A 25,871-nucleotide genomic window follows, 5' to 3' on the forward strand; every position below is an offset into this window, starting at 1 on the left:
TTCGTTTTTATTTCTTCCCTTTCTTAATAATCAAGGCACTTATCAATGAAAAAATAATTCCAATAGGAAAAATTTCAAAATAGGTCATTCCTATTACGAATAAAGGATTTTTGTAAGATTCTTTCATTTGATTTAGTTCCTCAATCTTTATTTGTAAATCGTTGGTGTTCAAACCACTTGATTGCAATTTTTTAATTTCAGATGCCGAAATTTTATCCATATAATCTGGGTAGAAATTATTTAATTCTATAAGCCATACTACAACATAGATTGTTGCTATTATAAAAGCTATCAATGTGCCAATAGTGAAGGCTTTACCAAATGTTATTGAACCATTGTTTATGGTATCACGATAGTGTTTCATCCCAACAAATGTAAAGATGAAACCAATAAACATTCCTGTGAATCCCAAAATATAACTTAAAGTCGGATCGTCAGGATTTTTAGAATGAATATAGACACTTAATCCTGAAAATACAGCTACAATTAGTCCGCCAATAATTCCGTTTTTTAAAATAATTTTTTTCATATAATAGTTTTTTGGTTGGTTATTCAAAATTACATTTTTTTTTGTATAATCATCAATCTTGTTGACTCATCACGTTGATTGGAATCGTATAATAAACTTCTACGGCTTTATCATTCATTTTCGCTGGATTGAATTTTTTATTTTTCCCGATGCGATTGATAACATTTATTGCTTCCATATCAAATTCAAAATATCCTGACGTTTTGTTAATTCGAATCGCTTCAACAATTCCTTCTTTATTTATTCTAAAACTTACCAATATTTTAAATAGGCTATTTTCAATGATACGTATTTCAGGAACTGCGTAATTGTTCATTATTGCTTTATAAATAATTTGATAACTGCACGCTTCAATACCCAATGGCGAATCTTTACAGGCATCTATTGTTGGTCCAATTTCGAAAATAGGTTTTACAGTGTCGTTTATCTTATTATTTGTAGTGTTTTCTATCACTTTTTCAACTTTTTTCTCTTCTACAAAAGAGCGATAGAGCTGATCAATTTTCACAAATCGTTCGCTAACAAAATTAGAAATTAAAAGAGCATCTTCCTTCGATTTAATTAGTGGATAAAATTGTTCGTTGTTTTTTCGTAGTTGAAGATAATAATCACATAGATTCAAATTATGGATTCTTTTAATGGAATCAATTTTGTGATCTCTTATATGACTCGATACTGGTTGTTCGATTTGAGAGATTTCCAGTAAGTAGTTTTCGATTTTGTCAAGAATAACGCCGTGTGTTTTGTATACTTCTATCAAAGGTTTTTTACATTTTGCTAAAATCAGCTTATCATTATTAGTTTGTGCGCTAAGGTTTTTTGAGCCTAATAAAATCAGAAGTAGGATTATTTTTTTCATATTATTTTTTTTAATCTTGGTAAAATTTAACGCCATTATTTCCTATTGGACAACGCTTACTCTCTTTTTTGAAATATTATAAATTAAAAGAATATTCATCTAAAGTTTTAAATTCAGTACTCACAGAATCGTATTTGGGTTCAATGATCACTTGGCCAATTTTATCGGCGTAACCCCAAAGATTTCTTTTTCTATACGGAACATTGTAAGATTGTGAAAAACCAAAACTTATAACGAGAAGCAATATTAAGTATAAATTTTTATTCATTTTAAATATTATTTCAAGCGTTCTAAAACACCTTTTCGTTTTACAATATTCTTATAATCCCATTGAATTGTCGTCGATTTTTGAAGCCATCGTTCTACTTCAGTAATGTTAATTTCGGCAACAGATGTATAGGTTTTAGAAGCATCTTTGAATTTTCCGGAACCTAATTTTAGTTCTTGTTCTTCAAAACTTGCTCCGCTCCAAAACATCAGTCGTACTCCGTTTTTCAATTTGTCGTAACCCACAATAGGGTTTCCGTTTTCAAACCACACAGGATGTGCGTGCCATAGTTTATTTTCAAAATCGAAAAGCTTACCGTGAATGATTTCTAGCAGTTTGTTGCAAATAGCTTGGTCTTCTTCTGTTTTAGAATTGTTATAATTGATAATGTCTTGATGAATCATAATTTTATAAGCTTTGTCCAAAGGTTAATAAATTTTTATCAGGATCAAGTATAGAAAATTCTCTTTGTTGCCAAGGTTTGTTTTCCAATTGTCCGTTGGAATGTATCCACACTTTTGCGTCTAAAAAGGTTTGGTAAACAGTGTCAATAGAATTGGTTCTTATGTAAACTTGTCCATAATTTTCATCTGGATTTAAGTTTTTAAATTCAAAAAAGTGAAGCTGGATTTGGTCTTTTTGCACCATTAAATAGCCATCATAATTTGGACTTCCAAACAATTGAAATCCTAATTTATTTAAGTAAAAATCCATCGTAATTTTTTTATCACGCATCGGAAGTTTTGGGTTGATGTTGGTTAGCATATTTTACTTTTTATAAAGTTCATTTAAATCAAAAGATGTGATTGCTCCATTTTTTGTTGCCTCAATTTTCTTTACTTTTTTGATGTATTCTAATGTGTCATATTCAGTAGAAAGAATTATTTTTCCTGTAGTATCTATCAGACCAAATTTTTTATTTTTTTCAACCTTTATGCCACCAAACATCGAAGTTATAATATCATAATCAAAATCGGTTAGGAACTTTCTATTTACATAAAGTGCACTTTTATTATTTTTTGTTATAACCAACAGCAATCCTTCGTTGCTATAATTGGGTAAATAGGTAATGGAATCATTTTCTAATGGCAATATTACCACACCAGTATGATCCACAATTCCGAATTTACCATTTTCGGAAACTATCATTTCTTTGTCGTCAAGAACTTGAATATAATCATAAATCATTTTGGTTTCTTCCCATTTTGCAATGTCAAAAATTACTTTTTTTCCGTTTCGTTCGAGAAGTAATTTGGTGAGAACATTTTTATAGTTAAAGAAATTGATTTTGTCATAAATTAAAGGTAATTTTTCTTCAAAATTATTGTTGACTAACGTATACTTATCACCAATTCTTACTTTAAAGCAATCTAAAACGGCATCGAAACTTTGATTGAAATTGACTTCGACTTTGTCATAATTTTTGCTAATTTTTTTACCTTTTCTATCAATAAAATAAAAGTTTTTGTTTTCTTGAGCCAGAATTCCCATTTTGTAAATCCGCAAACTTTTGAATTTGAATGGTGCTATAACTTTATTCTTAGGGTTGATGATTCCAAACAAACTATCCTTTTTATAAATAGCAATTTCATTATCGACATAACTCACATAATTCTCTTTATCAATTTTATAAAGTAACGGATTGACAACATTATCACCGTTGGACTTCCATAATTTAACTCTAGAAAATTTGTTATCAAAATAGGGTTTGTCTTTCTTGACACTAAGTAACGTTCTATCTTGAAATGAATTATTGGATTTGGAATAGTCAACCGATAAATAATATTCTACAGGAGTTTTGTAGGTTCGTTCAGATCTCGGTGAACCAGTTCCATATCCAGTTCCATTGCCACTTTCACCTACTTCTGGATATTCTTTTGGCTCTATTCTTTTTGTAAAATGTAAGGAAACCGTATAAGTTGCAGTTCCTGAACCTTCATCATAGGTTTGAAAATAAGGTTCGTCATAAATCAAGGAACTAAACACAAATACTTTTTTGTCCTCAAATATTTTGAACATCGGAAAAAGTTTGGCTGTAGGTTTATTATTCAGCAAAGCCATAACCGATTTTTGCAAAAGGTCATACATTTCTTTTTCGTCAGTATTCATTTCAGCAATAGAACGAAATTCATTTTTTTGTTGTGAAAAACAATAAAATTTTATCAAAAAGACCGCAATAAATAAAGCTGTTTTTTTCATTTTAATAGAATTCATAAATTATAATATCGCCATATGAACCTATTATTTTAAGACTATTTTCGGTGTATTCCCAACGTTTTTCAGAACTTGGTTTGTATGGGTTTTCTATGCCAATTTTGGAGTATTCAGTAACTTTTTCTAATCTATTTTTTGTATCATAGTGGTAGGTTGTTTTTTTAGAAAATTTAGCACTAGAACCTTGCGTTTCTTGTTGGATTAAATTACCATTTTTGTAGTCATAAGTGGTCGTTCTGATCAAATTTTCTTTAGGAGCTGAATTGAAATGAGTCGTAATATGTTTACTAACAACATTGTTCGTATAGATTAATTCTTCTTTCAAATAAGGTTTTTCGTCGTGGTACTGAAACCGTTCCGTTAAATTGTTTTTACTATCATATTGATAGGTGATGTGTCTAATTTTTGTACCACTTCTAATTAACTGATTTTTATTGTTATATACAGCAGAATCTTTTAAAAAACTATTTTCTCTAACCGGTTTATTCGGATAAAAAATTTGGCTCGAATGGTGAATTGCAATAAGATTTTTGTTCTTGTCGTAAGTATAAATATCCGTTTCAATATTTTTAGTCGGACCTTGAGTTTGTGTCAGTTCTTTTTTGACTATTAGATTTTTGTCATAGAAATAGAGTTCTGTTGCGTTTGATTTTTTGATTTCAACAATAGCATTATTATCATAAACCAATGTGGTTTCAAAGTTACTTTTTCTAGTTTTATTGGTTTTGTTGTCTTGATAATTCGTTTCATTTGTAAATGAAATTACCCTATTTTTTGAGTCCAAAATAGCTTTATAAAGTTCCGTTTGGTTAACATCTTCGTAGAGTGCGACCGCATTTTGATTGGCTTCTCTAATTAATGTTTCAGAATTTAATCGATTTAAAGCTTCCGAATTAGCTTCAGATGTAGTGCTTTTTTCAACTAAAACACCATTACTATAATTGTATAGAATTGTTTTTTTTATCGGGAAATCTACAATGATTTCTTTAATTATGTTTCCTTCTTCATCAAATTCAGTTGTTTTTTTATCAATGATAGATTTTTTTACTTTTTTACGATAGGATTTTAAGTAGTTTAAGTTGTTTTCAGGAAGCTTTAATTCGGGTAAAATAATTTTAGGTTCAGGTGATTGAAATTGACCAAAACTAATCGTTGAAAAGAATAAAAGGAACCAAAAAACAATTGATTTCATAAGTAGCAACAAAAAATAAATGTATAAAAAAAAACAGAGACCACAAAATGCAATCTCTGTTTCTAGTAAAAAACTTAAAATAACTATTCACACCAAACGGTCAATACAACTTCAATAGTGTTTTCTTCATTTAAAAGACTATCTGATAAAGTAACTGTGTTTGAACTTGTTCCACAGAAGTAATCTTGAAAAGAACCAAAAGTATAGGTTCCAGGAGGCAAATTGTAAAAGCAATTCCCATAGCCATAATCTTGATCATTCGGATTTCCTGGATAATAATAAGCTCCAGTTGTTAAGTTTTGAGCATAAAAACCAGCGTTATAAGTGGTAGCATTACCATTATTATCAATAGGAGTAATACATACGTTATAAGTTTTAATACTAATTTTTATCGCTTCAATTGCAGTAATTATTGCACCTGATTTATTAAATTGTCTTGATAACGCAGTTCTAATTGGTTGAATGTAGCTTAATGCCAAAGTATAATTATTTGCAGTGATTGCAGTCTTTATTTGTGCAGTCAAATCCATAATGATATCATTTTGGTTCACTAATTCATTAGCGTTATTTACAATCGACGTTGTTGAAAATGGAATTGATGAATTTGTTTGCGCATAAGCTACATAGGATTGAATTTCATCTGAATTATTTAGAACGGAATTCACGTGATAATTCATTTTGTCTTCAAATAAAATGGCATTCGGATTGTTTAAAATAGCTAATTGTTTTACCAACTGATTTACCGCTTTTCTAGCAACAACGACTTCCTGTTGTACATTCTCTGCTGATTGAATTGCGGAGTTCAAATTTTGTTCTGCTACAGATTGAGCAAACGTTTGTCCAAAGACTAAAAATGTTAATGAAAACACGTAAAACATAATTTTTTTCATAATGAAAAGTTTTTGATTAATACTTTGTCAAAGTTATGATGACTTTATTGTTTTTAGTCCAATTTTAAATTATCTATACGTTAATAATCAATGGTTTAGGTGTTTTATATTTGTTGTTTTATAAATGTTTGAATAATGTATTTTTAATGTAGAAAAGGTATTTTTGAAATTTTATGTAGTTTATAATCCTATGATTTTGCTGTAAAGAACTTCCATTATAAACTCTTTTTTTTCATCTGTTTTCCTTTCTATAATTTAAGTTTTCAAATTAATTCTGTTAATGTGATGATGTTACAAATCATAAGATTTTATGTGTAATACTTTCTGTGTGTAAAAAACCAAACTTTGTAATAAGTTTTAAATTAGTTTGGAGTTGCAATAAAGAAACCGCAAAAAATTACACAAAAAAGCAAACAGAATGTAGAGTAGTGAAGAGGATTTTGTAGTCGGTTATCCAAACAAATAATAGGAATATAGTAACAAGAACACGAGTAGGAACTTCTATTCAAATCTATAATTAAAAAAGACTAACTATGTCAATTACAACAGCATTAACTTGGCGATATGCCACCAAAAAAATGAACGGAATTAAGATTCCGAACGAAAAACTAGAAATTATTTTAAATGCTATTGCTCTTGCCCCATCGTCGTTTGGACTGCAGCCGTATTCTGTTTTTGTTATTGAAGACATAGCGTTGCTTGAAAAGATAAAACCTATTGCTAGCAATCAATCTCAAATTACTGACGCTTCTGCATTGTTGGTTTTTGCCGCTTGGGACAAATTATCGCAACAACATATTGACGATTATTTTGCAAGGATAGCCAAGGTCAGAGATGTCTCTTTAGATAGTTTGCAATCTATGAAAGAACATATTGAAACACAGTTACAAAATACTGATGTCGATAATTTTATTTGGAATGCAAAGCAAACCTATATTGCATTAGGATTTGCTTTAGTTGCTGCTGCCGAAGAATATGTTGACAGCACACCAATGGAAGGATTTGATAAAAAAGCATTAGACGAACTTTTACAATTAAAAGAAAAAGGATTAGCAAGCACAGTCATTCTTCCATTAGGATATCGCGATACTGCCAATGATTATCTAGCGAAACTCAAAAAAGTAAGACGTGAAAAAGACCAACTTTTCATTCGATTGTAATTACATTTAGTAAATAAATAGTTATGAAATATAATAGTTATCCTTTTTTGGGAATGGACATAATTTGGTGGATACTATGGGTTGTAGTTCTTTTTTGGATTTTTGCAACGCCTTATGCTATTCCTGGTGAACGAAGAAGAAAAGATTCAGCTTTAGATATTTTGAACAAACAACTCGCTTTAGGTAAAATTAAACTTGAAGAATACGAGCAAAAGAAAAAGTTGATTGAAAAATAGTTTTAGTTTTTTATTGGTTAACTGCTCTAGAAATGGAGCAGTTTTTTTATTTAGCTATAATAAATTCTAAAAAAGTGAGTCCATAAAATAATCTTTTACAGACTCACTTTTGATTTAGAAGTTTTGAATGAAACAGATTTAGATTTAAGATAGTATCTCAATCATTTACATTTTTTAAGTATAAAATCTAAACCTGTTATTTTTGTCCGTGTAAATTACTTAGGAAATCTTTTGTTGAAACAGGTTTTCTGCCAAGCAACACTTCTAAATCAGAACTTTCAAGGTCTAATTCGCCTTCCGCTTGAGCTTTTGCAAAACTTGAAAATATTCCGATTACCTCTGCTGGCATTCCGTAATTACTCATTGTTTTTTCATATGCATCAACTGTCGGCGAATTGTAGCTAATCGTCACGCCTGTAACATCTGAAATTATCTGTGCCATATCTTGATAAGAAACCGCTTCAGAGTTTGTAAAATTATATTCTTTTCCAGTATGTCCCGAAGTTGCGAGTATTGTTGCTGCCGCTTCGGCCATTTCTGAACGCAAAACAGCACTAACTTTACCATTTTCTGCAGGTACATAAATTGCTCCAGTTTCTACTACTTTTTCACCAATAAAACCAGGCAGAAAATCCATATAAAGATTATTTTTTAAAATAGTATAAGCAATGCCGCTTTCTTTGATCCATTTTTCTGTTTGAATATGCGATTGTGCTACAATCCAAAGTGGTGAAGTTTCGGTTTCATTTTTACGTTGAAAACTTGTGTAAACTAAGTGTTTAACATTTGCTTCTTTAGCAGCATTAATCACGTTTTGATGCTGAGAAAGTCGTTGCATCACATCGCTTCCTGATACTAATAGAAGTTTTTCTACATTCTTAAAAGCGCTCACAAGCGAATCATAATCGTCATAATCACCAATGGCAACGCCTACACCAATTTTTTTGAATGCATCAGCTGCAGTTTCGTTTCTTACTAAGGCTTTAATGGTAGTTGCTTCGATTCCTTTTTCGATTAAAAAGTTGATGGTTGCAGTACCAAAATGACCAGATGCTCCTGTTACTAAAATCATTTTTTTGTTATTTTTAAATTTATATTTACTTTTGTTACACAAAGTAACTAATAATAGTTTTAAAAAGTAACTCGTTACCTTTTGGTAACTGTAAAATAAGTGGTAACAAAATGGTAACTAAAGAAAAAAATAGCGATATAATTCAATGTCCAGTGGCAGCAATGCTTGAATTAATTGGTGGAAAATGGAAACCAATTTTATTGTATTGTCTTCGATCTGGCACGCGTAGATTTGGCGAAATTGCTGCGCGAATACCTTCGATTTCTAGAAAAGTATTAACCGATCAATTAAGAGAACTCGAAGAAGATAACTTGATAATTAGAAAACAATTTAATGAAATTCCGCCCAGAGTTGAATATTCTTTATCAGAACTAGGTTTAAGTATGACTCCAATTCTTTCAGAAATGGAAAAGTGGGGAAATGAAAACATACTTAATAAACGTTCTTAAAAATTGGTATTAACAAGTTGTTTTTTAGGTTGTTGAAGTATAATATTTTGAAGTAAATATATTATTCAATTCTAAAATTAATGGGCAAAGCAAATTCTGTTTGTACAAATTCACCTTCAAATTTTGTAGGTTTCCATTTTGGCATTTCATTTACAATTCTTAAAGCTTCATTGTCTAATTGTTTATGAACACTTTTGATAATTTTTGCATTTGTAATTGAGCCATCGGTATCAATGATGAAACTTACATAAACGACTCCTTGAATGTCATTGTTTAAGGCTTCTTTTGGATAGACCAAGGTTTGACCTATAAACTTGTATAATTCGGGTAAACCACCATTATATTCAGCCAATTCTTGATAAGAGCAATATTGTATTTTATTTCCGTGTTCATCAAAGCATTCACCATTTTGCCATTCACCATTTTGCCAAAGTTCCAGTCGTTTTAATTTACCATTTTTATGGAAAACTTTGAATTCGCCATTGAGTTTATTTTCAGTATAAAAGCAGTTTATTTTTTTCTCACCGCTGTTATACCATTCCTCGTAGATTCCGTTTTTAATTGGTAAAGTTGCGCTTACATTATTTTTGTTATTTGCACTTGGTTTGTCATAAACTTCATAGGCGGCCATCAAATTCTCGGTATGCAAATAGTAAATTTTATGGACATAAATATTGGGATTCATTGTCTCAAGAAGGCCATAACCTTCGGCTTTATTTCTATGGGTTTTAACAATAAAGCCGCTTTCATTTCTATAAAAAATGGAATCTCTTTTCGCTATTACAATATCAGATTGCGCTGAAACTTCTGCAACAAACAACAATAGCATTAATAGAACATTATATTTTTTCATAGGATATATTTGAGGTAAAAGTAGGGAAAAACAAAAAGTTTTACGAATCATTTGTAAAATATAAATGCTTTTTGAGCAGGTCTAAATGATATTATGTAATTGTAGTTTTTCTTTTGCTTCATATGCTACTTTTACATTTTGAGAACTTTTAGAAAGAATCTGATTAATAAAATTATTTAATTCTAAAGTTATAAATTCATTTCTGTATATTGTTAAGGAAGATTTATTTTCAAAGACTAAAACATAATAATTTCCGACAAAATGAAAATTAACTGCGATAAGCTCTTGGATATTCCTTTCTGAAGGAAAAGTTTCATTAGAATGTAGTTTATGACCTTCAATATAAAATACTATTTTTTGATGCTTGTTATTCAAATATGATTCGATGTTACAAATTAAACCTAATAAAAGCAAAATGGTTAAATAATATAAATCAGCAAATCCATTTTGGTATAATTCCTTGATAAGAAAGAAGAGAATTAAATAGGTAAATAAACTAATATTCATTTTTTTAGAGCGCAAACCGTCACTTATAGTAGAACTAATTTTAATGGATTTCATTGCAGATTTGTAATTGTAAATTGCAATCGCTATCAAAACAAATACGAATAAATAGGGCATATAATTCCATTCGATTATACACCAAAGAAAAATTAATGCGCCAATATTTATTAAAATGTTAATAGCTTTTTTCATTTGTCATCTTTATTGTAAAAGTATAAAAAAACTTTAAATATGAAGGAAAGAGTTTTTAAGAAGGTTGACCAAGAAAACTAAAATCAATATGATATTCGTTAGGGTTTTTTGGATTGTAATAAAAATCAATATCGTTTTTCATAGCTATTTTCATCTTTAATGTAGTTGGTTCCATTTCGATTTCAACTTTAATGTCATAGGTACTATTGTTGATGACTTTTCTAATCAATAAGGTGTTTTCGTGAACGTCTATGAGTTCTTCCCTTGTATTCAAACCACTGCCAACTACGATACTTTTCTTCCAAGAATTAGAAAAGAATTCAATTTCAGAAAAGTTGATGGTTGACTTTATACTTTCCGATTTGAATTGGTTAATTTCTTGACGAACAATGCTGTTTATTTTATTTTGTTCTTTATTATTTGCATATTTTAAGATTAAATAAGCAAGAAGTATCACTATCAAAATAAATAGTTTAATACCAAATAATTCAGGTTTGTAGCTGAGATAAGTCATAAGTTGCTATTTAAAATTTGGTAAAATATAAAAATGGATGTTTTACGTTGTAATTTTCGGGTACTATTTTAATTCTTTTTTTTTCATAATTATTTGATAAACAATACCAACGAATGCGCCGATTTCGCCACCAACATATCCATAATTGTGAATGGATCCAACAATTTTAAAATTTTTCCCATCATTTATTGAATAAGGGAAACAACAGTTATTATAAGTTGCAGGGTTAAAGTATTCTACTAAAAAACCTATGATGCCAAAGATAATTGTTATACCTAATGTGATGAAAATTGCTTTTAAAACATAGTTCAACATTAATTTATAATCGTTGTGAATCAAACCAACTAAACCTTGAAAAATCCCTATGAATAATCCAACCCACCAAGTTGCTAAAACACCGATCAATGCTGTTGTTAGTCGCGGATTTTGGTTTCCCCAATCTTGAAAACCAAATTGGTCAAATTTATAAATAGTGAAATATTCGCTAGAAATTGAATATGTTATTTGGTCGTGCAAGGCTCCGTATAATGATGCTAAAAGCACAGAAATAAAAATTGTTATAAGTAATATTCCAACTTTTTTCATGTCGATATAGTATCTGAATTATTTTATTATTTCCATCACTGGCATAAATCTGCCTTGAATAGCAGTTTCTAGTTTGCCAATAGTTTGAAATCCGTGTTTTTTGTAGAAGCCTTCTGCATAAGGTTCAGATTCTAGATATATTCTTTTATGGTTTTGGTTTTGAATGCGTTTTAAAAAATCAGCTAGAAGTAAACTCCCAAAACCTTTGCCAATAAATTGGGGTAGGAGAAATAGATTATCGAGTTTGATATTGTCTTCCGCTTCCAAAATGTACGAATAGTAACCTACAATTTTATCATCAACTTTAAATGAAAAAACTTGATGCGTGTTAATGTATTCTTGCGTGATGGTAAGCGCATCATTCCAAACCAGCAGCAAATCTTCAGAGTAACCCCAAAATGCTTTCGACTTTTTGGTGATTTGAGTGAGTATTTCGTGGTCGCTACTATTGGCTTTTTGTATGGTCATTTTTGTACGGTCATTTTCTCAAAGATACTAAAAAAATGAAAGGATTTAAATGGTATTTTTTTACAAATGCAAATCAAAGAAATTTAGGAGTTCTTTTAAGTTGATTTATTCATTGGTATGTAATTTATATAACTCTTTGTGCTGATTTTGTAATTGTTAGCCTATTAATTAAAGTACCTTCACGTTAATCATTTTGTCAATAATTTTTTGCTTCAAAAAGGCATCTGAATCCTGATTGACTTGTGATTTAACTAACAATTAAAACAAAAAGATATGAATAAAAAGGATTGTATTTCAGCTTGCTTTGCTTGTGTAAATACCTGCGAAGCGTGTATCAACGATTGCATAAAAAATGGTAATCAAGAATGTAATATGTTATGTCGTGATTGTGCAGATATTTGTACATTGTGTGCGAGGTTGTGTGCAAGAGATTCTAGATTTGCCGAAGACCTTTGTGCGTTGTGTGCTAAAGTTTGTAAGGCTTGCGCAGATGAATGTCGTAAACACGCAACGCACCACGATAGTTGTAAAGCTTGTGCAGAAGCTTGTGAAAAATGTGCAGAAGTTTGCGCTCAATAAGGTTCATAGAAAAAGAAAAGACCTAACAGGTTTTAAATCCTATTAGGTCTAATTCAACTGTATACAATTACGAATAAAAAATTATGAATTTCGTAATAATTAATTTTTAATCCATAATTACTTCCTCGTTTTGATTTCGGAACACTAATTTGCCGTCAAAACTGTCTAGCAAAATAATACTATCTGTCGTTACTTTTCCTGCTAAAATTTCTTTACTTAGTTGATTCAACACTTCTCTCTGGATTACTCTTTTTACAGGTCGTGCACCATATTGCGGATCGTAACCTTTTAGTGCTAAATAATCAATTGCTTCTGGCGTGGCGTCCATTGTAATGTTTTGATGTGCTAACATTTTGGTTACGCTTTTTAATTGTAATCCAACAATTTGCCTGATGTTGGCGTTGGTTAAAGGCGTGAAAAGAACAATTTCATCAATTCTATTTATAAACTCAGGTCTAACCGTTTGTTTTAATAAACCTAAGACTTCAATTTTTGCAGCTTCGGTTGCCGCTTCAATTCCGCCTTTGAGATTTTCAAATTTTTCTTGTATTATAGCACTTCCCATATTAGAAGTCATAATTATAATCGTATTTTTGAAATCGGCCAAACGTCCTTTATTATCTGTTAAACGTCCTTCGTCAAGCACTTGTAATAAAATATTAAAAGTATCTGGATGAGCTTTTTCAATTTCGTCTAATAAAATTACAGAATACGGTCTTCTTCGAACGGCTTCGGTCAATTGTCCTCCTTCATCATAACCTACATATCCTGGAGGTGCACCAACTAATCGGCTAACCGAATGACGTTCTTGATATTCACTCATATCAATTCGAGTCATCGCATTTTCGTCGTCAAATAGATATTCGGCAAGTGCTTTGGCTAATTCAGTTTTTCCGACACCAGTTGTTCCAAGGAATAAAAACGAACCTATTGGTTTCTTCATATCTTGTAAACCAGCACGACTTCTGCGCACAGCATCACTGATGGCTTCAATGGCTTCTTCTTGTCCGACAACTCTTTGGTGTAATTCGTCTTCAAGTTTCAAAAGTTTTTCTCTTTCGCCTTGCAACATTTTCATCACCGGAATACCTGTCCATTTGGCTACGACTTCTGCAATGTCTTCCCGAGTTACTTCTTCTTTAATCAAGGAAGTTCCCGATTGATTTTCGGCTAATTGAGTTTGTAAAGCGTCTAAACGTTTTTGGGCTTCTTTAATTTTTCCGTAACGTAATTCGGCAACTTTACCATAATCACCATTTCGCTCAGCTTGTTCGGCTTCGGTTTTGAAATCTTCAATCTCTTGTTTGACGTTTTGGATAGTGTCTACAACATCTTTTTCTGATTTCCATTTGGTATAAATCTCGTTGCGTTCTTCTTTTAAATTAGCCAAATCCAAACCAAGGACTTTAAGTTTGGTTTCATCTTGCTCACGTTTAATCGCTTCAATTTCTATTTCCAATTGCATAATCTTTCTATCCAAAACATCTAATTCTTCGGGTTTTGAATTGATTTCCATCCGCAATTTAGATGCCGCTTCGTCCATTAAATCAATGGCTTTATCAGGAAGAAAACGATTGGTAATATAACGTTGCGATAATTCTACAGCTGCAATAATAGCTTCGTCTTTGATTCGAACCTTGTGATGGGTTTCATATTTTTCTTTGATACCACGCAAAATGGAGATGGCACTTTCTGTATCGGGTTCGTTAACAATAATTTTTTGAAAACGTCTTTCAAGCGCTTTGTCTTTTTCGAAATATTTTTGATATTCGTCTAGAGTTGTTGCGCCAATCGCGCGTAATTCGCCACGAGCCAATGCTGGTTTTAAAATATTGGCAGCATCCATTGCACCTTCGCCACCGCCAGCACCAACCAGCGTATGGATTTCGTCAATAAAAAGTACGATATCGCCTTCAGCAGAAGTTACTTCTTTTACTACCGATTTTAGTCGTTCTTCGAATTCACCTTTGTATTTTGCTCCAGCAATAAGTGCGCCCATATCGAGAGAGAAAACGATTTTGTCTTTTAAATTTTCAGGAACATCGCCGTCAACGATTCGATGTGCTAAACCTTCGGCAATGGCAGTTTTACCAACACCTGGTTCTCCGACTAACATCGGATTGTTTTTTGTACGACGCGTTAAAATTTGCAATACTCTACGAATTTCTTCGTCGCGACCAATTACAGGATCAAGTTTGCCTGTTCTAGCCAGTTCGTTGAGGTTTTTAGCATATTTGTTTAAAGCATTATAAGTTTCTTCGGCTGATGCTGAGGTAACTCGTTCGCCTTTTCTGATTTCTGAAATCGCTGCTTGCAAACCTTTTTCTGTTACGCCTTGGTCTTTTAAAATTTGAGCTACCTTACTCTTTGATTTGAAAATGGCCAGAATTAAATGTTCAATTGAAACAAATTCGTCGTTCATTTTTTTGGCGATAATTTCTGCTTCGTTTACGGTTGTGGATGCGTCACGCGAAAACATAATTTCGCCACCCGAAACTTTCGGAAAACTTTGAATGGTACTGTCCAATATTTTTTTGAATAGTTCTACATTGACATTGAGTTTTTTCAGAATAAAAGGAGTTACATTTTCATCGACTTCCAAAATGCCTTTTAAAATATGTTCGTTTTCGAGCTGTTGTTGCCCAAAACTTTGTGTAATTTGCTGTGCTTGTTGCAGTGCTTCTTGCGATTTGATGGTGAATTTATTTATGTTCATATTTTTTGATATTTGTTTTTAACTGTTTATTGTTTGTTGTTTATAGTTAGTTGTTTATAGTTAGTTGTTTATGGTTAGTTGTTTGTTTTTGAAATTGACTTTTTTACTTCGACAAGCTCGGCGAAAAAAATCGATTTTGTTACTAATCGACAATATGCGTTCCAATCCTAATTGTAGGACAAAATGACTGATTTTGAGCATGGAACACTATTAAAGTTACGACATTTTGTCTTAGCAAATGACAATTCTTCTGTTTATTTACACTAATTTTTGAATTATGTAGTTATAAGAAAAAGAAAACTAATGAGGCAGTTATTGATTCTTACCATTTTTATACTTTTTATATCTTGTAAAGACAAGAATAAAGAAATTAAGCAAGAGCAACTAATTGAAAACTACAAGAAATTGGCGGCTTTAGATGTTAAATTAGACACGTTTCCTGGCGATTGGTTGACGCAACACGAGGAAAAAGGACAAACATTCAATCAATTTCTTGCAAAAAATCCAATTGATGTTGATGTTGATTCGGATTGTATTTATATTCTACCGATTGGAACATTTACCGAATGGGAATCAAAGATGGTAGATTTTAATGCGGAGTATTTGCATCTTTTCTTTGGTTTGAAAGTCAAAACATTACAAGCAATTTCGGATGACTTTGTTCCAAAAGATAGAAGACGAATGGAATTTGGAACGGAACAATTAGATGCATCTTATTTGACTCACAATTTTTTACCAGATGAATTGCCAAGTGACGGTATTGTAATTATGGCATTGACGGCAAAGGATTTGTATCCGCAAAAATCGTGGAATTTTGTATTTGGATTAGCAAGTTATTCGGAACGAACAGGCGTTACTTCAATGCACCGCTTTTCGGAGGCAATTTTGAATGGTGAAAATTATTCTAAGTGTTTGAGTCGTTTGATAAAAACCTCTTCTCACGAAATTGCGCACATGTTTAAAGTCAGTCATTGCATAAATGGAATGTGTCTAATGAATGGTGTAAATAATTTGGGTGAATCGGACAGAAGACCTAATGCATTATGTTCCGAATGCTTGACAAAACTTTCTTGGAATTTTAAATTTAAGGATGTTCAACGATTACAAGAATTAATTGTATTTTTGGAAAAACATCAGTTGTACTTTGACGCAGCCATTTTGCAGAAGCAATTAGATGCCATAAAATAATTAAATATGAGTTTATTTAAAAATATATTTGGAGCAAACGATGAAGCTCCGAAGCAATCCAAAATAGAGTGGAGGCAATTAACTGATTTAGGTCAGTTGAATGAAATTATTGATTTATCAAACGAAACGGCAGTTTTGATATTCAAACACAGCACACGATGCAGCATAAGCAGAATGGTTTTGAAACAATTTGAAAATGAATTTGAATTAAAAGAACAAATAATTCCTTATTTTCTAGATTTACTTAATTATCGCGATATATCCAATGCTATTGCAAGTCAATTTGAAGTAGTACACCAATCACCTCAAATTCTTTTGATTAAAAATGGGAAAGTTATTTTTTCAACCTCGCACGATGATATTGACGCGAAATTTTTGGAACGGTTTGTTATCTAAATAGAAAAACGCATTTGATATAAAAGTCAAATGCGTTTTTTTGTATTTGAGATTATTTTACTTCTTTATTATTTGTTTGATAAATTCTTCGCCACCGACCGTTGTTTTTACAAAGTAAGTACCAACCGAAAATTGCGAAATATCTACAGTTTTTTGTAGATTACTTTCTTTTGAAATAAACGAGGAAGTAAATACCGATTTTCCTGTTAAATCATATATTTCAATGAATATCTCTTCATTTAAAGTGTTTTCAACTATAATATTGATTTCATTTTGAGCAGGATTTGGAAAAAGAGTTATTTCTTTTGCGTTAGTCACATTGGTACTATTACTCATTCTTGCAGCACAAGCTGTTGCAGTTGCAGATCTGTTTCCGTTTGAATTATTTAAGGTACCAACACTGTTTTTAGCTTTTACATAATACGTATAAGTTGTTCCTGCGGTGATTAAATAAGTGTTTAAGAACGAAGTTCCAGTAACATCGCTTGCATATAAATTTCCGTTTCTGTAAATATCATACGATGTTGCATTAGCCGATGCTGTCCAAGTTACATTTATTGCACTAGTTGAACCGCTACAAGTTGGAGTTGCATTTGCCGTAAAAGCGCCTGGAGCACAAGTTACTGCTGTTCGTGATAACGTTCCGTTAGAATTGTTAGTTGAACCAACACTATTTATGGCTTTTACATAGTACGTATAGGATGTGCCACTAGTTACAAAAGTATTTAGGTATTGAGTTCCTGTAATATTACTGGCATACAAAGAACCATTTCTATAAATATCATAACCAGTTGCATTTGCAGAAGCTGTCCAAGTTAAATTAATTCTGCTTGTTGTACCACTGCATTCAGGTGTTGCTGTTAAAGTAAAAGCACCAGGAGTTGAAGCGCAAGTAAGATTCAAACTAGATTTTAAAGAATTAAAATAAGCTTGAGCAAATGAATCTCGCCACGAATCACTTGTAAGTTTTGCAGCATCAGCTGTATTATCAACAAAACCTATTTCGTTTAGACATCCTGTAGCATTAGAGTATCGTAGCACTCCTAAATGATATCCTAAAAAACTATTATCTTCAACACATCTTCTATTGTTAAAAGCTCCATTGGTTACCATATCTGCCTGGATTTTTTGTGCAAATGCAATATCAGGCGCAGTGGTTGTATCATCTGTCGTACAATAAAAAGTCTCTGTTCCTGTTCCGCCACCAGCGTTACAGTGAATGCTCAGTAATCGATCGGCATTCCAATTATTTGACATTGTTGCTCTTTGTGTTACAGAAATCCAGCTGTTCAAATTTGTAGTTCGCGTCATTTGTACGGTCCAAGAAGTGCAGCTATTTTGAATTAAAGTTCTAGTTTTTAAACCTACCGCTAATGCAGTTTCTATTTCGGTTGCTGTTCTACCATCCGGATTATTTGATGTTGTTGCACCATAACCGTGACCTGGATCAATTACAACAATTTGGGAATGTAAGTTTGCACAAAATAAAGTTACGAGTATGTATAATATTTTTTTCATAGCATTAGAATTTTAAATTTGATATAAAAAGATGCCCACTTTTATCATCAGCATAAATAATTTTGTTTTTATCATAGAGATAAGGAAACATTTCAAAATTATTTTCAGTAGAAGTTAGTTTGATTTCTTTATTACTAACGGTATCAAAAAGATATAATTCTGAATTAGTAACCGAATGTCCATCACTACTTTCATCCAAAAAACCAATTAGATAGCGATCGTCTTTAGACCAAGAGGTAACTAAACCTGTACCAATTTTTTTTCCAATTCCAGTTCCTTTGATGTCATAGATGTAGATTGATGAACCGTTATGAACGGCAATTTTTGAACCATCATTAGATAGTATTGCGTTATAAAATTGACCTTCGTCTTTAGTAACTTCCCATTTTTCTTTGGTTACTAAATCGGTTGCTTCTATTTTTAAGGTGTTGAGATTAGTGTAAACAATTACATTTTTTTGTTTTTTAGTATCCATACCAGAAAATGATGGTAAGTAATTGTTTTTGATATTTTCTACTACACTTAACTTTTCATTTTTTAGAGTAAAACTGTAGACTTTTGCATCATTATTAAATTCATTTTTTTCTTTTTGTTTAAAATAAAATTTAGAACTATCACTGTCCCAACTGTAACCGTAGCCGCTTCCTTCGGCATTGGATATTTCTTTAACTTCGTTTGAACTTAAATTTAATAAAAAGACGCCGTGATAATGTTCGCCAGTCAAAAGGGCGAATTGACCATCAGGAGACACTACAGGATTCGAAAAAAAACCATTGATGGGAATTTGTTTTGAATCCACCATTTTTTGTGCAAATCCCAATGATATACTCAATAGAAGTAGTAAAATTGAAAGAAATTGTTTTTTCATAAGTTTTAAGATTAGTTAATAATCGTAAATATACAATTTGTTGTAATTAGTCTGATTAATAAATTATTAACAAAATATAATAAAAAAAACGCATTTGAATTTTATATCAAATGCGTTTTTATATCTTAGGAAATCTGAATTTATCTTCTGAATTTATTTCTAACTATAATATCTTTTAATTTAGCTTTTAAGTCTTCTCCAGTATCATAAACCATTTGTTCGTTACTCGGAAAAGGAACCGCTCTTTTATCAAAATAGGAAATATAATTGTCATCACACGCAGCTCGGTCACCATTATATCTGGCATAAATATGCTCAAAAATAAATTCGCTAGACAGCGGAAATGTTTCTATTAATTGGTTATTTCTAAAATCGATATAATCTACTTTAGCGACTACTTGTGTTGATTTTAGTTGTCTAAATTCATAGACAGTTGCTCTAACCGTTTTGAAATTATCTACTCTAATCGGATTGCCTTTTTCGTCTTTAACTTGATTTCCGTTAGCGTCTAAAAGTGGTTTTGTTCCGTCTTTTACTTGTCTTTCTTTTTGGAATTCTTTCTCTTTTACTTGTTCAGGAGAAATATTTATTTGACGAAAGTTAACTATTAAGCCATAATCATAAGCAACACCTTTGACTTTATTACTGTGGTAAACAGTCCATTTATCGTTTAAACCGAAAGTGCTAAAATCTAATAAATCATTTTGCAATCGAATTGGAATGACCATATTAGTTTCGTTTTTTGTGTAAACGCTAACATAATCGGTTCCTTTAAGTTGCGCTTCGTTGATCAGTGCATTAACGTCCTTAAAATTTGGCGAAAGCGTATTTAAATAAATTAAATCGTCATAAGCACGTCGGAAATTCATTTTGTCTTTAGTTACTAAAAGTGCTTTAGAATTATCATATAAGTGTTTTGCAAAGGCATTTTTACTATTTACTATTTGATCAGAATAATCATCAAACGGAAAAATAGCATTACGTCCTTCTTTAAGTAAACGAAGCGGTAATAAAGGTTTTATAAGCTCTTGTCGATTATTTAAATTGACATAAGTAGTGTAAATTTTCTCTGTATTACTTGGATTGGCATCTTTAAACCATAGCTTAATATTTTGCAAATCACGTTCTTTAGCTTTAGCAAATGCTTCTTCTAATAGGTAAATGTAATCTTGTTTGCCTTTGGCATCTTTTCTATTTCTAAGGTTTTCAGTTGCTGTTTGAATCGCACTGTCATAATCACCTACTGATAACGATTCTCTGGTTTGCCTCACACCACAAGAGGTTATCAATAAAAAAGTTACAAAAAATAATAGAATGTTCTTTCGCATGTTTACGAATTGAAATGATGTTATTTTTAATCAATATGATCTATAAAATTTAACTAAGATAAAAATTTTAACTTCTTACAAAAGGCGGTAATAATTTGCTGGAAACTTCACCAAAACCAATACGAACCGTACTGTTTTGACAATATCCTTTAAACGTCACGGTGTCATTATCATTAATGAATTTACGTTCGGTGCCATCATTCATTTTGATAGGTTTTTGTCCGCTCCAAGTTAATTCCAACATCGACCCGTAACTGTCTTCTGTTGGTCCAGAAATAGTTCCAGAACCCATCATATCGCCCGAATTAACCCTACAACCATTAGAGGTGTGATGTGCTAATTGTTGACTCATTGACCAATACATATACTTAAAATTAGATTTAGAAACCAATTTTGGAGCAACATTTTCTGGTTCGATATAAACTTCTAAATTAATATCATAAGCGTGTTTTCCTTTTTGTTGTAAATAGGGAAGTGGTGTTGGTTCTTGTTTCGGACCTTTGACTCTAAAAGGTTCTAATGCATCCATTGTTACTATCCAAGGAGAGATTGATGATGCAAAGTTTTTGGCTAAAAACGGTCCAAGTGGCACATATTCCCATTTTTGCATATCTCTTGCGCTCCAATCGTTTAACAAAACCATTCCGAAAATATAATCTTCGGTTTCTGTTACTGGAATGTTTTCTCCCATTATGTTGGCATCGGTTGTGATGAAAGCAGTTTCTAATTCAAAATCTACCAATCTTGAAGGTCCGAATACTGGTGTAGTTTCACCGTTTGGTAATGTTTGTCCCATTGGTCTGTGAACCGGAATTCCCGAAGGAACAATAGTAGAACTTCTACCGTGATAACCAACCGGAATATGCAGCCAATTAGGAAGTAAAGCATTTTCTGGATCACGAAACATTTTTCCAACATTGGTTGCGTGTTCTTTACTAGAATAAAAATCGGTATAATCACCAATTTGAACTGGTAAAAGCATTTCGATATCGCTCAAATTGAAGATAACAACCTCACGATGGTCAACATTATCTCTTAATTTCGGATTATTAACATCAAATAATTCTGCCAAACGATTTCTTACTAAACGCCAAGTCTTCTTTCCATCAGATATGAAATCGTTTAGCGTGTCTTGCATGAACATATCGTCGGTCAATTCGATGCCTTCAAAGTAGCCTAGTTGTTGTAAAGCACCCATATCAATGGCACTATCACCAATTCGGGTTCCAATTGTAATTACATCTTCTTTGGTTAAAAAGACACCAAATGGAATATTTTGAATAGGAAAATCACTGTTTTCTGGAACATTAATCCACGATTTTCTCGTTGGGTCGTTAGCTATATTTGGCATATGTGGGTTGTTGATTTGTTGTTGAAAAAAATGTAATCAAATATATCATTTAGAATTTATTTGACAAACATATTTCGTAATTTTGGAAAGTTTTTAACGAAAAATTATATAAAATGCAACGCGACGAACAAATTTTTGATTTAATTCTTGATGAGCAAGACAGACAAATACATGGAATTGAGCTGATTGCCTCAGAAAACTTTGTTAGTGACCAAGTAATGGAAGCTGCGGGTTCTTGTTTGACTAACAAATATGCCGAAGGATATCCCGGAAAACGCTATTACGGCGGTTGTGAAGTAGTTGATATTGTAGAGCAAATAGCTATTGATAGAGCTAAACAATTATTTGGAGCTGAATATGCCAACGTGCAACCTCACTCAGGTTCACAAGCAAATACTGCTGTTTTTGCTGCTTGCTTGCAACCTGGCGATAAAATTTTAGGTTTTGATTTGTCTCACGGTGGTCATTTGACTCACGGTTCACCAGTGAATTTTTCTGGTAAATTATATACTCCATCTTTTTATGGTGTTGAGCCAGAAACTGGACAGTTTGATTATGATAAAATTCAAGCTATAGCTACTAAAGAGCAACCAAAAATGATTATTGCTGGTGCATCGGCTTATTGTCGTGATATGGATTTTGAACGTTTTAGAGTAATTGCCGATTCTGTTGGAGCTTTGCTATTGGCCGATATTTCGCATCCAGCAGGATTAATTGCTAAAGGATTGATGAATGATCCAATTCCGCACTGTCATATTGTTACAACTACAACTCACAAAACATTACGTGGACCGAGAGGTGGAATGATTTTGATGGGTAAAGATTTTGAAAATCCGTGGGGATTAAAAACTCCGAAAGGTGAAATCAGAATGATGTCTCACATTTTAGATATGTCGGTTTTTCCCGGAAATCAAGGTGGACCATTGATGCATGTTATTGCCGCGAAAGCGGTTGCTTTTGGAGAATGTCTTACAGACGAATTCTTCAGATATGCTATGCAAGTACAGAAAAATGCTAAAGCAATGGCCGAAGCTTTCAATAAAAGAGGATATCATTTAATTTCTGGTGGAACTGACAACCACATGATGTTGATCGACTTAAGAAACAAAAATATTACCGGAAAAGAAGCTGAAAATGCCCTTGTAAAAGCTGAAATTACGGTGAATAAAAATATGGTCCCATTTGATGATAAATCACCATTTGTAACGTCTGGAATTCGTATTGGAACTCCAGCAATTACAACAAGAGGTTTGGTTGAAGAAGATATGGAAACTGTAGTAGAATTTATCGATAGAGTTTTGATGAATCACACTAACGAAGAAATTATTGAACAAGTTGCCGATGAGGTTAACGAAATGATGAGCGAACGAGCGATGTTCGTTTTCTAGAAATTAAATTTATTATAAATAAAAAGACCTTTGTGATTGTGCAAAGGTCTTTTTTTTTACAATTTCTAAAGCTTAATACAAACTCTTAAATTTTGAAGGATTAGCTTCGTGCATCATCGCATAAACTTTCTCAAAAATATCTTCAATCGATGGTTTAGAGAAATAGTCACCATCAGTTCCATAAGCTGGTCGGTGTGGTTTTGATGCAAGCGTTTGAGGTGCGCTATCCAAATGTTTGTATGCATTTTGAACCTCTACAATCTCTTGTAAAATATAAGCACTTGCTCCACCAGGAACGTCTTCATCAATAACTAACAAACGATTCGTTTTGGCAACACTTTTTACAATATCGTGATTGATATCAAATGGTAATAATGACTGAATATCAATGATTTCTGCACTTATTCCAACAGTTTCTAATTCTTTCGCAGCTTGTTCAACTAATCTTAAAGTTGAACCATAAGACACTAAAGTAATGTCACTTCCTTCTTTTATGGTTTCTACAACACCAATAGGAGTTTTGAATTCGCCTAAATTGGTTGGCATTTTTTCTTTCAATCGGTAACCGTTCAAACATTCAACCACTAAAGCAGGTTCGTCTTTTTCTAATAATGTATTGTAGAATCCAGCCGCTTTAGTCATATTTCTTGGAACTAAAACGTGAATTCCTCTAATGGCATTGATAATCATTCCCATTGGTGAACCCGAATGCCACACGCCTTCTAAACGATGACCACGTGTTCTAATAATTACAGGTGCTTTTTGTCTTCCTGCTGTTCTGTATTGTAATGTTGCTAAATCGTCACTCATAATTTGAATGGCATACAACAAATAATCTAAATATTGAATTTCGGCAATCGGACGCAATCCGCGCATTGCCATACCAATTCCTTGCCCTAAGATGGTTGCTTCTCGAATTCCGACATCAGCTACACGAAGTTCACCATATTTTTCTTGCATTCCTTCAAGTCCTTGGTTAACATCGCCAATATTTCCAGCATCTTCACCAAAAATTAGACTTTCAGGATATTTAGCAAATATGGCATCAAAGTTGTCTCTCAACACCAAACGAGCATCTACTTCTTCGGCTGATTCATCATAGGTTGGAAGTATTTCTTTGGCACTAATAACATTATCTTCAGATTCTGAAAACAAATGCGAACTAAATTTAGGTTGAATTTTATTAGTATAATTGGTAATCCAAGTTGCAAGTTGTGCTTTACCTGATTCATTGATAACCATTCGCAACACTTTTCGAGCGGTCGAAATGATTTCTTTACGAATTGGTTCTTTAATTGCTGCTAAATCAGTGGCTATTTTTTCAATAAAGATTTTATTTTCGCTAGTACTAGCTACCGTATTTAATAAAGTAACAAGTTCTTTCTGTTCCTCTTTCATTGGAGTAACAAAGGCATTCCAAGCCGCTTTTTTACCTTCTAAAACTTCTTTTTTAATTTGGTTATCGATAGCTTCTAATTCTTCGTTTGTAGCCAAATTATTTTCAATCACCCAATTGCGCATTTGCGACAAGCAATCAAATTCGGTTTCCCAAGCCAATCGTTCTGCATTTTTGTAACGTTCGTGACTTCCAGAAGTCGAATGTCCTTGAGGTTGTGTCAATTCTTGAACGTGAATAAGTACTGGAACGTGTTCTTCTCTTGCTACAGCTGCTGCTTTTTCATAAGTAGCCACTAATGATGGATAATCCCAACCTTTTACGGTCATAATTTCAAATCCGTTTGCATTTTCGTCGCGTTGAAATCCTTTTAGAATTTCAGATATATTTTCTTTGGTAGTTTGATGTCTTGCGTGCACTGAAATTCCGTATTCGTCATCCCAAACGCTCATAACCATTGGCACCTGAAGTACACCAGCAGCGTTAATCGTTTCAAAAAATAAACCCTCTGATGTAGATGCGTTACCAATTGTACCCCAAGCAACTTCATTTCCTTTGATGGAAAAATTGGTTTTATCTTCTAATCCTTTTACGTTTCTAAATATTTTTGAAGCTTGTGCTAATCCCAATAATCTAGGCATTTGTCCTGCGGTTGGAGAAATATCAGCACTTGAGTTTTTTTGTTGTGTAAGGTTGTTCCATTTTCCATTTTCGTCAAGCGAATGCGTTGCAAAGTGTCCGCCCATTTGACGACCAGCACTCATTGGATCAAAATTGATGTCAGTGTGACCATATAATCCTGCAAAGAATTGTTCGATATTCATTGCTCCAATAGCCATCATAAAAGTTTGATCGCGGTAATAACCTGAACGGAAGTCACCATTTTTAAACGCTTTTGCAAGAGCCAGTTGTGGTACTTCTTTTCCGTCACCAAAAATTCCAAATTTGGCTTTTCCGGTAAGGACTTCTCGTCTTCCTAAAAGACTACATTCTCTACTGGTTACTGCAATTTTATAATCATTTAAGACTTCGGTTTTAAAATCTTCAAAAGTAATTTCGACTTTGTTTTGTGTTTCGGTCATGACTGGAATGGAATTTCTTATGAAACAAATTTAATGAAAAAGTAGTTATAATTATAATTCTGTGAAAAAAATATAA

27 protein-coding genes are annotated in these 25,871 nt (G+C 32.2%); 7 read left to right on the forward strand and 20 right to left on the reverse strand.

All coding sequences use genetic code 11. The features are described from left to right. Nucleotides 1–7: 7 nt before the first annotated feature. From Q0050_RS05900 to Q0050_RS05935, 8 genes are all read right to left on the reverse strand, one after another. Nucleotides 8–529: a DUF4199 domain-containing protein gene (locus tag Q0050_RS05900; protein ID WP_298393275.1), complete on the reverse strand. Its 522-nt coding sequence runs from the start codon at nucleotides 527–529 to the stop codon at nucleotides 8–10. A 52-nt stretch (nucleotides 530–581) separates the two neighbouring features. Next, complete coding sequence (locus Q0050_RS05905) at nucleotides 582–1,388, reverse strand: energy transducer TonB (protein ID WP_298393276.1); 807 nt, start codon at nucleotides 1,386–1,388, stop codon at nucleotides 582–584. Nucleotides 1,389–1,464: 76 nt separating this feature from the next. Further along, complete coding sequence (locus tag Q0050_RS05910) at nucleotides 1,465–1,656, reverse strand: WG repeat-containing protein (protein ID WP_298393277.1); 192 nt, start codon at nucleotides 1,654–1,656, stop codon at nucleotides 1,465–1,467. Between the two features lie 8 nt (nucleotides 1,657–1,664). Continuing rightward, nucleotides 1,665–2,060, reverse strand: coding sequence for a DUF1801 domain-containing protein (locus tag Q0050_RS05915; RefSeq protein WP_298393279.1), 396 nt, complete (start codon nucleotides 2,058–2,060; stop codon nucleotides 1,665–1,667). 4 nt (nucleotides 2,061–2,064) lie between these two features. Then, complete coding sequence (locus Q0050_RS05920) at nucleotides 2,065–2,421, reverse strand: VOC family protein (protein WP_298393281.1); 357 nt, start codon at nucleotides 2,419–2,421, stop codon at nucleotides 2,065–2,067. A gap of 3 nt (nucleotides 2,422–2,424) precedes the next feature. Beyond that, on the reverse strand, nucleotides 2,425–3,855 hold the full coding sequence (locus tag Q0050_RS05925; protein WP_298393283.1) for a WG repeat-containing protein: 1,431 nt from the start codon (nucleotides 3,853–3,855) through the stop codon (nucleotides 2,425–2,427). Nucleotide 3,856: 1 nt separating this feature from the next. Continuing rightward, nucleotides 3,857–5,062 (reverse strand): hypothetical protein, encoded by a 1,206-nt coding sequence (locus Q0050_RS05930; RefSeq protein WP_298393285.1) that lies wholly within the window; start codon nucleotides 5,060–5,062, stop codon nucleotides 3,857–3,859. 83 nt (nucleotides 5,063–5,145) lie between these two features. Next, a complete protein-coding gene (locus tag Q0050_RS05935) occupies nucleotides 5,146–5,952 on the reverse strand; it encodes a hypothetical protein (RefSeq protein ID WP_298393287.1) in 807 nt (268 codons plus the stop codon). A 533-nt stretch (nucleotides 5,953–6,485) separates the two neighbouring features. Here Q0050_RS05935 and Q0050_RS05940 point away from each other — a divergent pair. Continuing rightward, nucleotides 6,486–7,112, forward strand: a complete 627-nt coding sequence (locus Q0050_RS05940; protein ID WP_298393289.1) for an NAD(P)H-dependent oxidoreductase — start codon at nucleotides 6,486–6,488, stop codon at nucleotides 7,110–7,112. 23 nt (nucleotides 7,113–7,135) lie between these two features. Then, complete coding sequence (locus tag Q0050_RS05945; protein ID WP_298393291.1) at nucleotides 7,136–7,348, forward strand: SHOCT domain-containing protein; 213 nt, start codon at nucleotides 7,136–7,138, stop codon at nucleotides 7,346–7,348. A 196-nt stretch (nucleotides 7,349–7,544) separates the two neighbouring features. Here Q0050_RS05945 and Q0050_RS05950 read toward each other — a convergent pair whose 3' ends face one another. Further along, nucleotides 7,545–8,420, reverse strand: a complete 876-nt coding sequence (locus Q0050_RS05950) for an SDR family oxidoreductase (protein ID WP_298393293.1) — start codon at nucleotides 8,418–8,420, stop codon at nucleotides 7,545–7,547. Nucleotides 8,421–8,530: 110 nt separating this feature from the next. Here Q0050_RS05950 and Q0050_RS05955 point away from each other — a divergent pair, with 110 nt between their 5' ends. Next, a complete protein-coding gene (locus tag Q0050_RS05955) occupies nucleotides 8,531–8,869 on the forward strand; it encodes a helix-turn-helix domain-containing protein (protein WP_298393295.1) in 339 nt (112 codons plus the stop codon). Between the two features lie 61 nt (nucleotides 8,870–8,930). Here the strand turns inward: Q0050_RS05955 and Q0050_RS05960 are convergent, their stop codons facing one another. The 5 genes from Q0050_RS05960 to Q0050_RS05980 form a co-directional block, all read right to left on the reverse strand. Further along, complete coding sequence (locus Q0050_RS05960; protein ID WP_298393297.1) at nucleotides 8,931–9,722, reverse strand: energy transducer TonB; 792 nt, start codon at nucleotides 9,720–9,722, stop codon at nucleotides 8,931–8,933. Nucleotides 9,723–9,803: 81 nt separating this feature from the next. After that, nucleotides 9,804–10,418 carry a hypothetical protein gene (locus Q0050_RS05965; protein WP_298393298.1) on the reverse strand — a complete coding sequence of 205 codons (615 nt, stop codon included), beginning with the start codon at nucleotides 10,416–10,418 and terminating at the stop codon, nucleotides 9,804–9,806. A gap of 55 nt (nucleotides 10,419–10,473) precedes the next feature. Continuing rightward, nucleotides 10,474–10,932 (reverse strand): hypothetical protein, encoded by a 459-nt coding sequence (locus Q0050_RS05970; RefSeq protein ID WP_298393300.1) that lies wholly within the window; start codon nucleotides 10,930–10,932, stop codon nucleotides 10,474–10,476. Nucleotides 10,933–10,995: 63 nt separating this feature from the next. Next, a complete protein-coding gene (locus Q0050_RS05975) occupies nucleotides 10,996–11,517 on the reverse strand; it encodes a hypothetical protein (RefSeq protein ID WP_298393302.1) in 522 nt (173 codons plus the stop codon). Nucleotides 11,518–11,535: 18 nt separating this feature from the next. After that, nucleotides 11,536–11,985 carry a GNAT family N-acetyltransferase gene (locus Q0050_RS05980; protein WP_298393304.1) on the reverse strand — a complete coding sequence of 150 codons (450 nt, stop codon included), beginning with the start codon at nucleotides 11,983–11,985 and terminating at the stop codon, nucleotides 11,536–11,538. A gap of 273 nt (nucleotides 11,986–12,258) precedes the next feature. Between Q0050_RS05980 and Q0050_RS05985 the strand changes: the two genes are divergently transcribed. Then, complete coding sequence (locus Q0050_RS05985) at nucleotides 12,259–12,564, forward strand: four-helix bundle copper-binding protein (RefSeq protein WP_298393306.1); 306 nt, start codon at nucleotides 12,259–12,261, stop codon at nucleotides 12,562–12,564. Between the two features lie 106 nt (nucleotides 12,565–12,670). Here the strand turns inward: Q0050_RS05985 and clpB are convergent, their stop codons facing one another. Further along, nucleotides 12,671–15,280 carry an ATP-dependent chaperone ClpB gene (gene clpB, locus Q0050_RS05990; RefSeq protein WP_298393307.1) on the reverse strand — a complete coding sequence of 870 codons (2,610 nt, stop codon included), beginning with the start codon at nucleotides 15,278–15,280 and terminating at the stop codon, nucleotides 12,671–12,673. A gap of 303 nt (nucleotides 15,281–15,583) precedes the next feature. Between clpB and Q0050_RS05995 the strand changes: the two genes are divergently transcribed. Both Q0050_RS05995 and ytxJ read left to right on the forward strand, forming a co-directional pair. Then, a complete protein-coding gene (locus tag Q0050_RS05995) occupies nucleotides 15,584–16,468 on the forward strand; it encodes an archaemetzincin (protein ID WP_298393308.1) in 885 nt (294 codons plus the stop codon). A 6-nt stretch (nucleotides 16,469–16,474) separates the two neighbouring features. Continuing rightward, nucleotides 16,475–16,864, forward strand: a complete 390-nt coding sequence (gene ytxJ / locus Q0050_RS06000) for a bacillithiol system redox-active protein YtxJ (protein ID WP_298393309.1) — start codon at nucleotides 16,475–16,477, stop codon at nucleotides 16,862–16,864. Nucleotides 16,865–16,921: 57 nt separating this feature from the next. On the opposite strand, the gene Q0050_RS06005 is transcribed toward ytxJ, so the two are convergent. The 4 genes from Q0050_RS06005 to fahA form a co-directional block, all read right to left on the reverse strand. Further along, nucleotides 16,922–18,382 (reverse strand): N-acetylmuramoyl-L-alanine amidase, encoded by a 1,461-nt coding sequence (locus Q0050_RS06005; RefSeq protein ID WP_298393310.1) that lies wholly within the window; start codon nucleotides 18,380–18,382, stop codon nucleotides 16,922–16,924. 4 nt (nucleotides 18,383–18,386) lie between these two features. Beyond that, entirely contained in the window at nucleotides 18,387–19,250 is an 864-nt protein-coding gene (locus tag Q0050_RS06010; protein ID WP_298393312.1) for a hypothetical protein, read from the reverse strand. Between the two features lie 140 nt (nucleotides 19,251–19,390). Beyond that, nucleotides 19,391–20,578, reverse strand: a complete 1,188-nt coding sequence (locus tag Q0050_RS06015) for a hypothetical protein (protein ID WP_298393314.1) — start codon at nucleotides 20,576–20,578, stop codon at nucleotides 19,391–19,393. A 67-nt stretch (nucleotides 20,579–20,645) separates the two neighbouring features. After that, nucleotides 20,646–21,929: a fumarylacetoacetase gene (gene fahA / locus Q0050_RS06020; RefSeq protein ID WP_298393316.1), complete on the reverse strand. Its 1,284-nt coding sequence runs from the start codon at nucleotides 21,927–21,929 to the stop codon at nucleotides 20,646–20,648. A 113-nt stretch (nucleotides 21,930–22,042) separates the two neighbouring features. Here fahA and glyA point away from each other — a divergent pair, with 113 nt between their 5' ends. Beyond that, a complete protein-coding gene (gene glyA / locus Q0050_RS06025; RefSeq protein ID WP_298393318.1) occupies nucleotides 22,043–23,317 on the forward strand; it encodes a serine hydroxymethyltransferase in 1,275 nt (424 codons plus the stop codon). Between the two features lie 72 nt (nucleotides 23,318–23,389). On the opposite strand, the gene Q0050_RS06030 is transcribed toward glyA, so the two are convergent. Continuing rightward, a complete protein-coding gene (locus Q0050_RS06030) occupies nucleotides 23,390–25,795 on the reverse strand; it encodes a thiamine pyrophosphate-dependent enzyme (RefSeq protein WP_298393320.1) in 2,406 nt (801 codons plus the stop codon). Nucleotides 25,796–25,871 lie beyond the last annotated feature (76 nt).

Source organism: Flavobacterium sp. (assembly GCF_027483985.1).
Lineage (GTDB): Bacteria > Bacteroidota > Bacteroidia > Flavobacteriales > Flavobacteriaceae > Flavobacterium.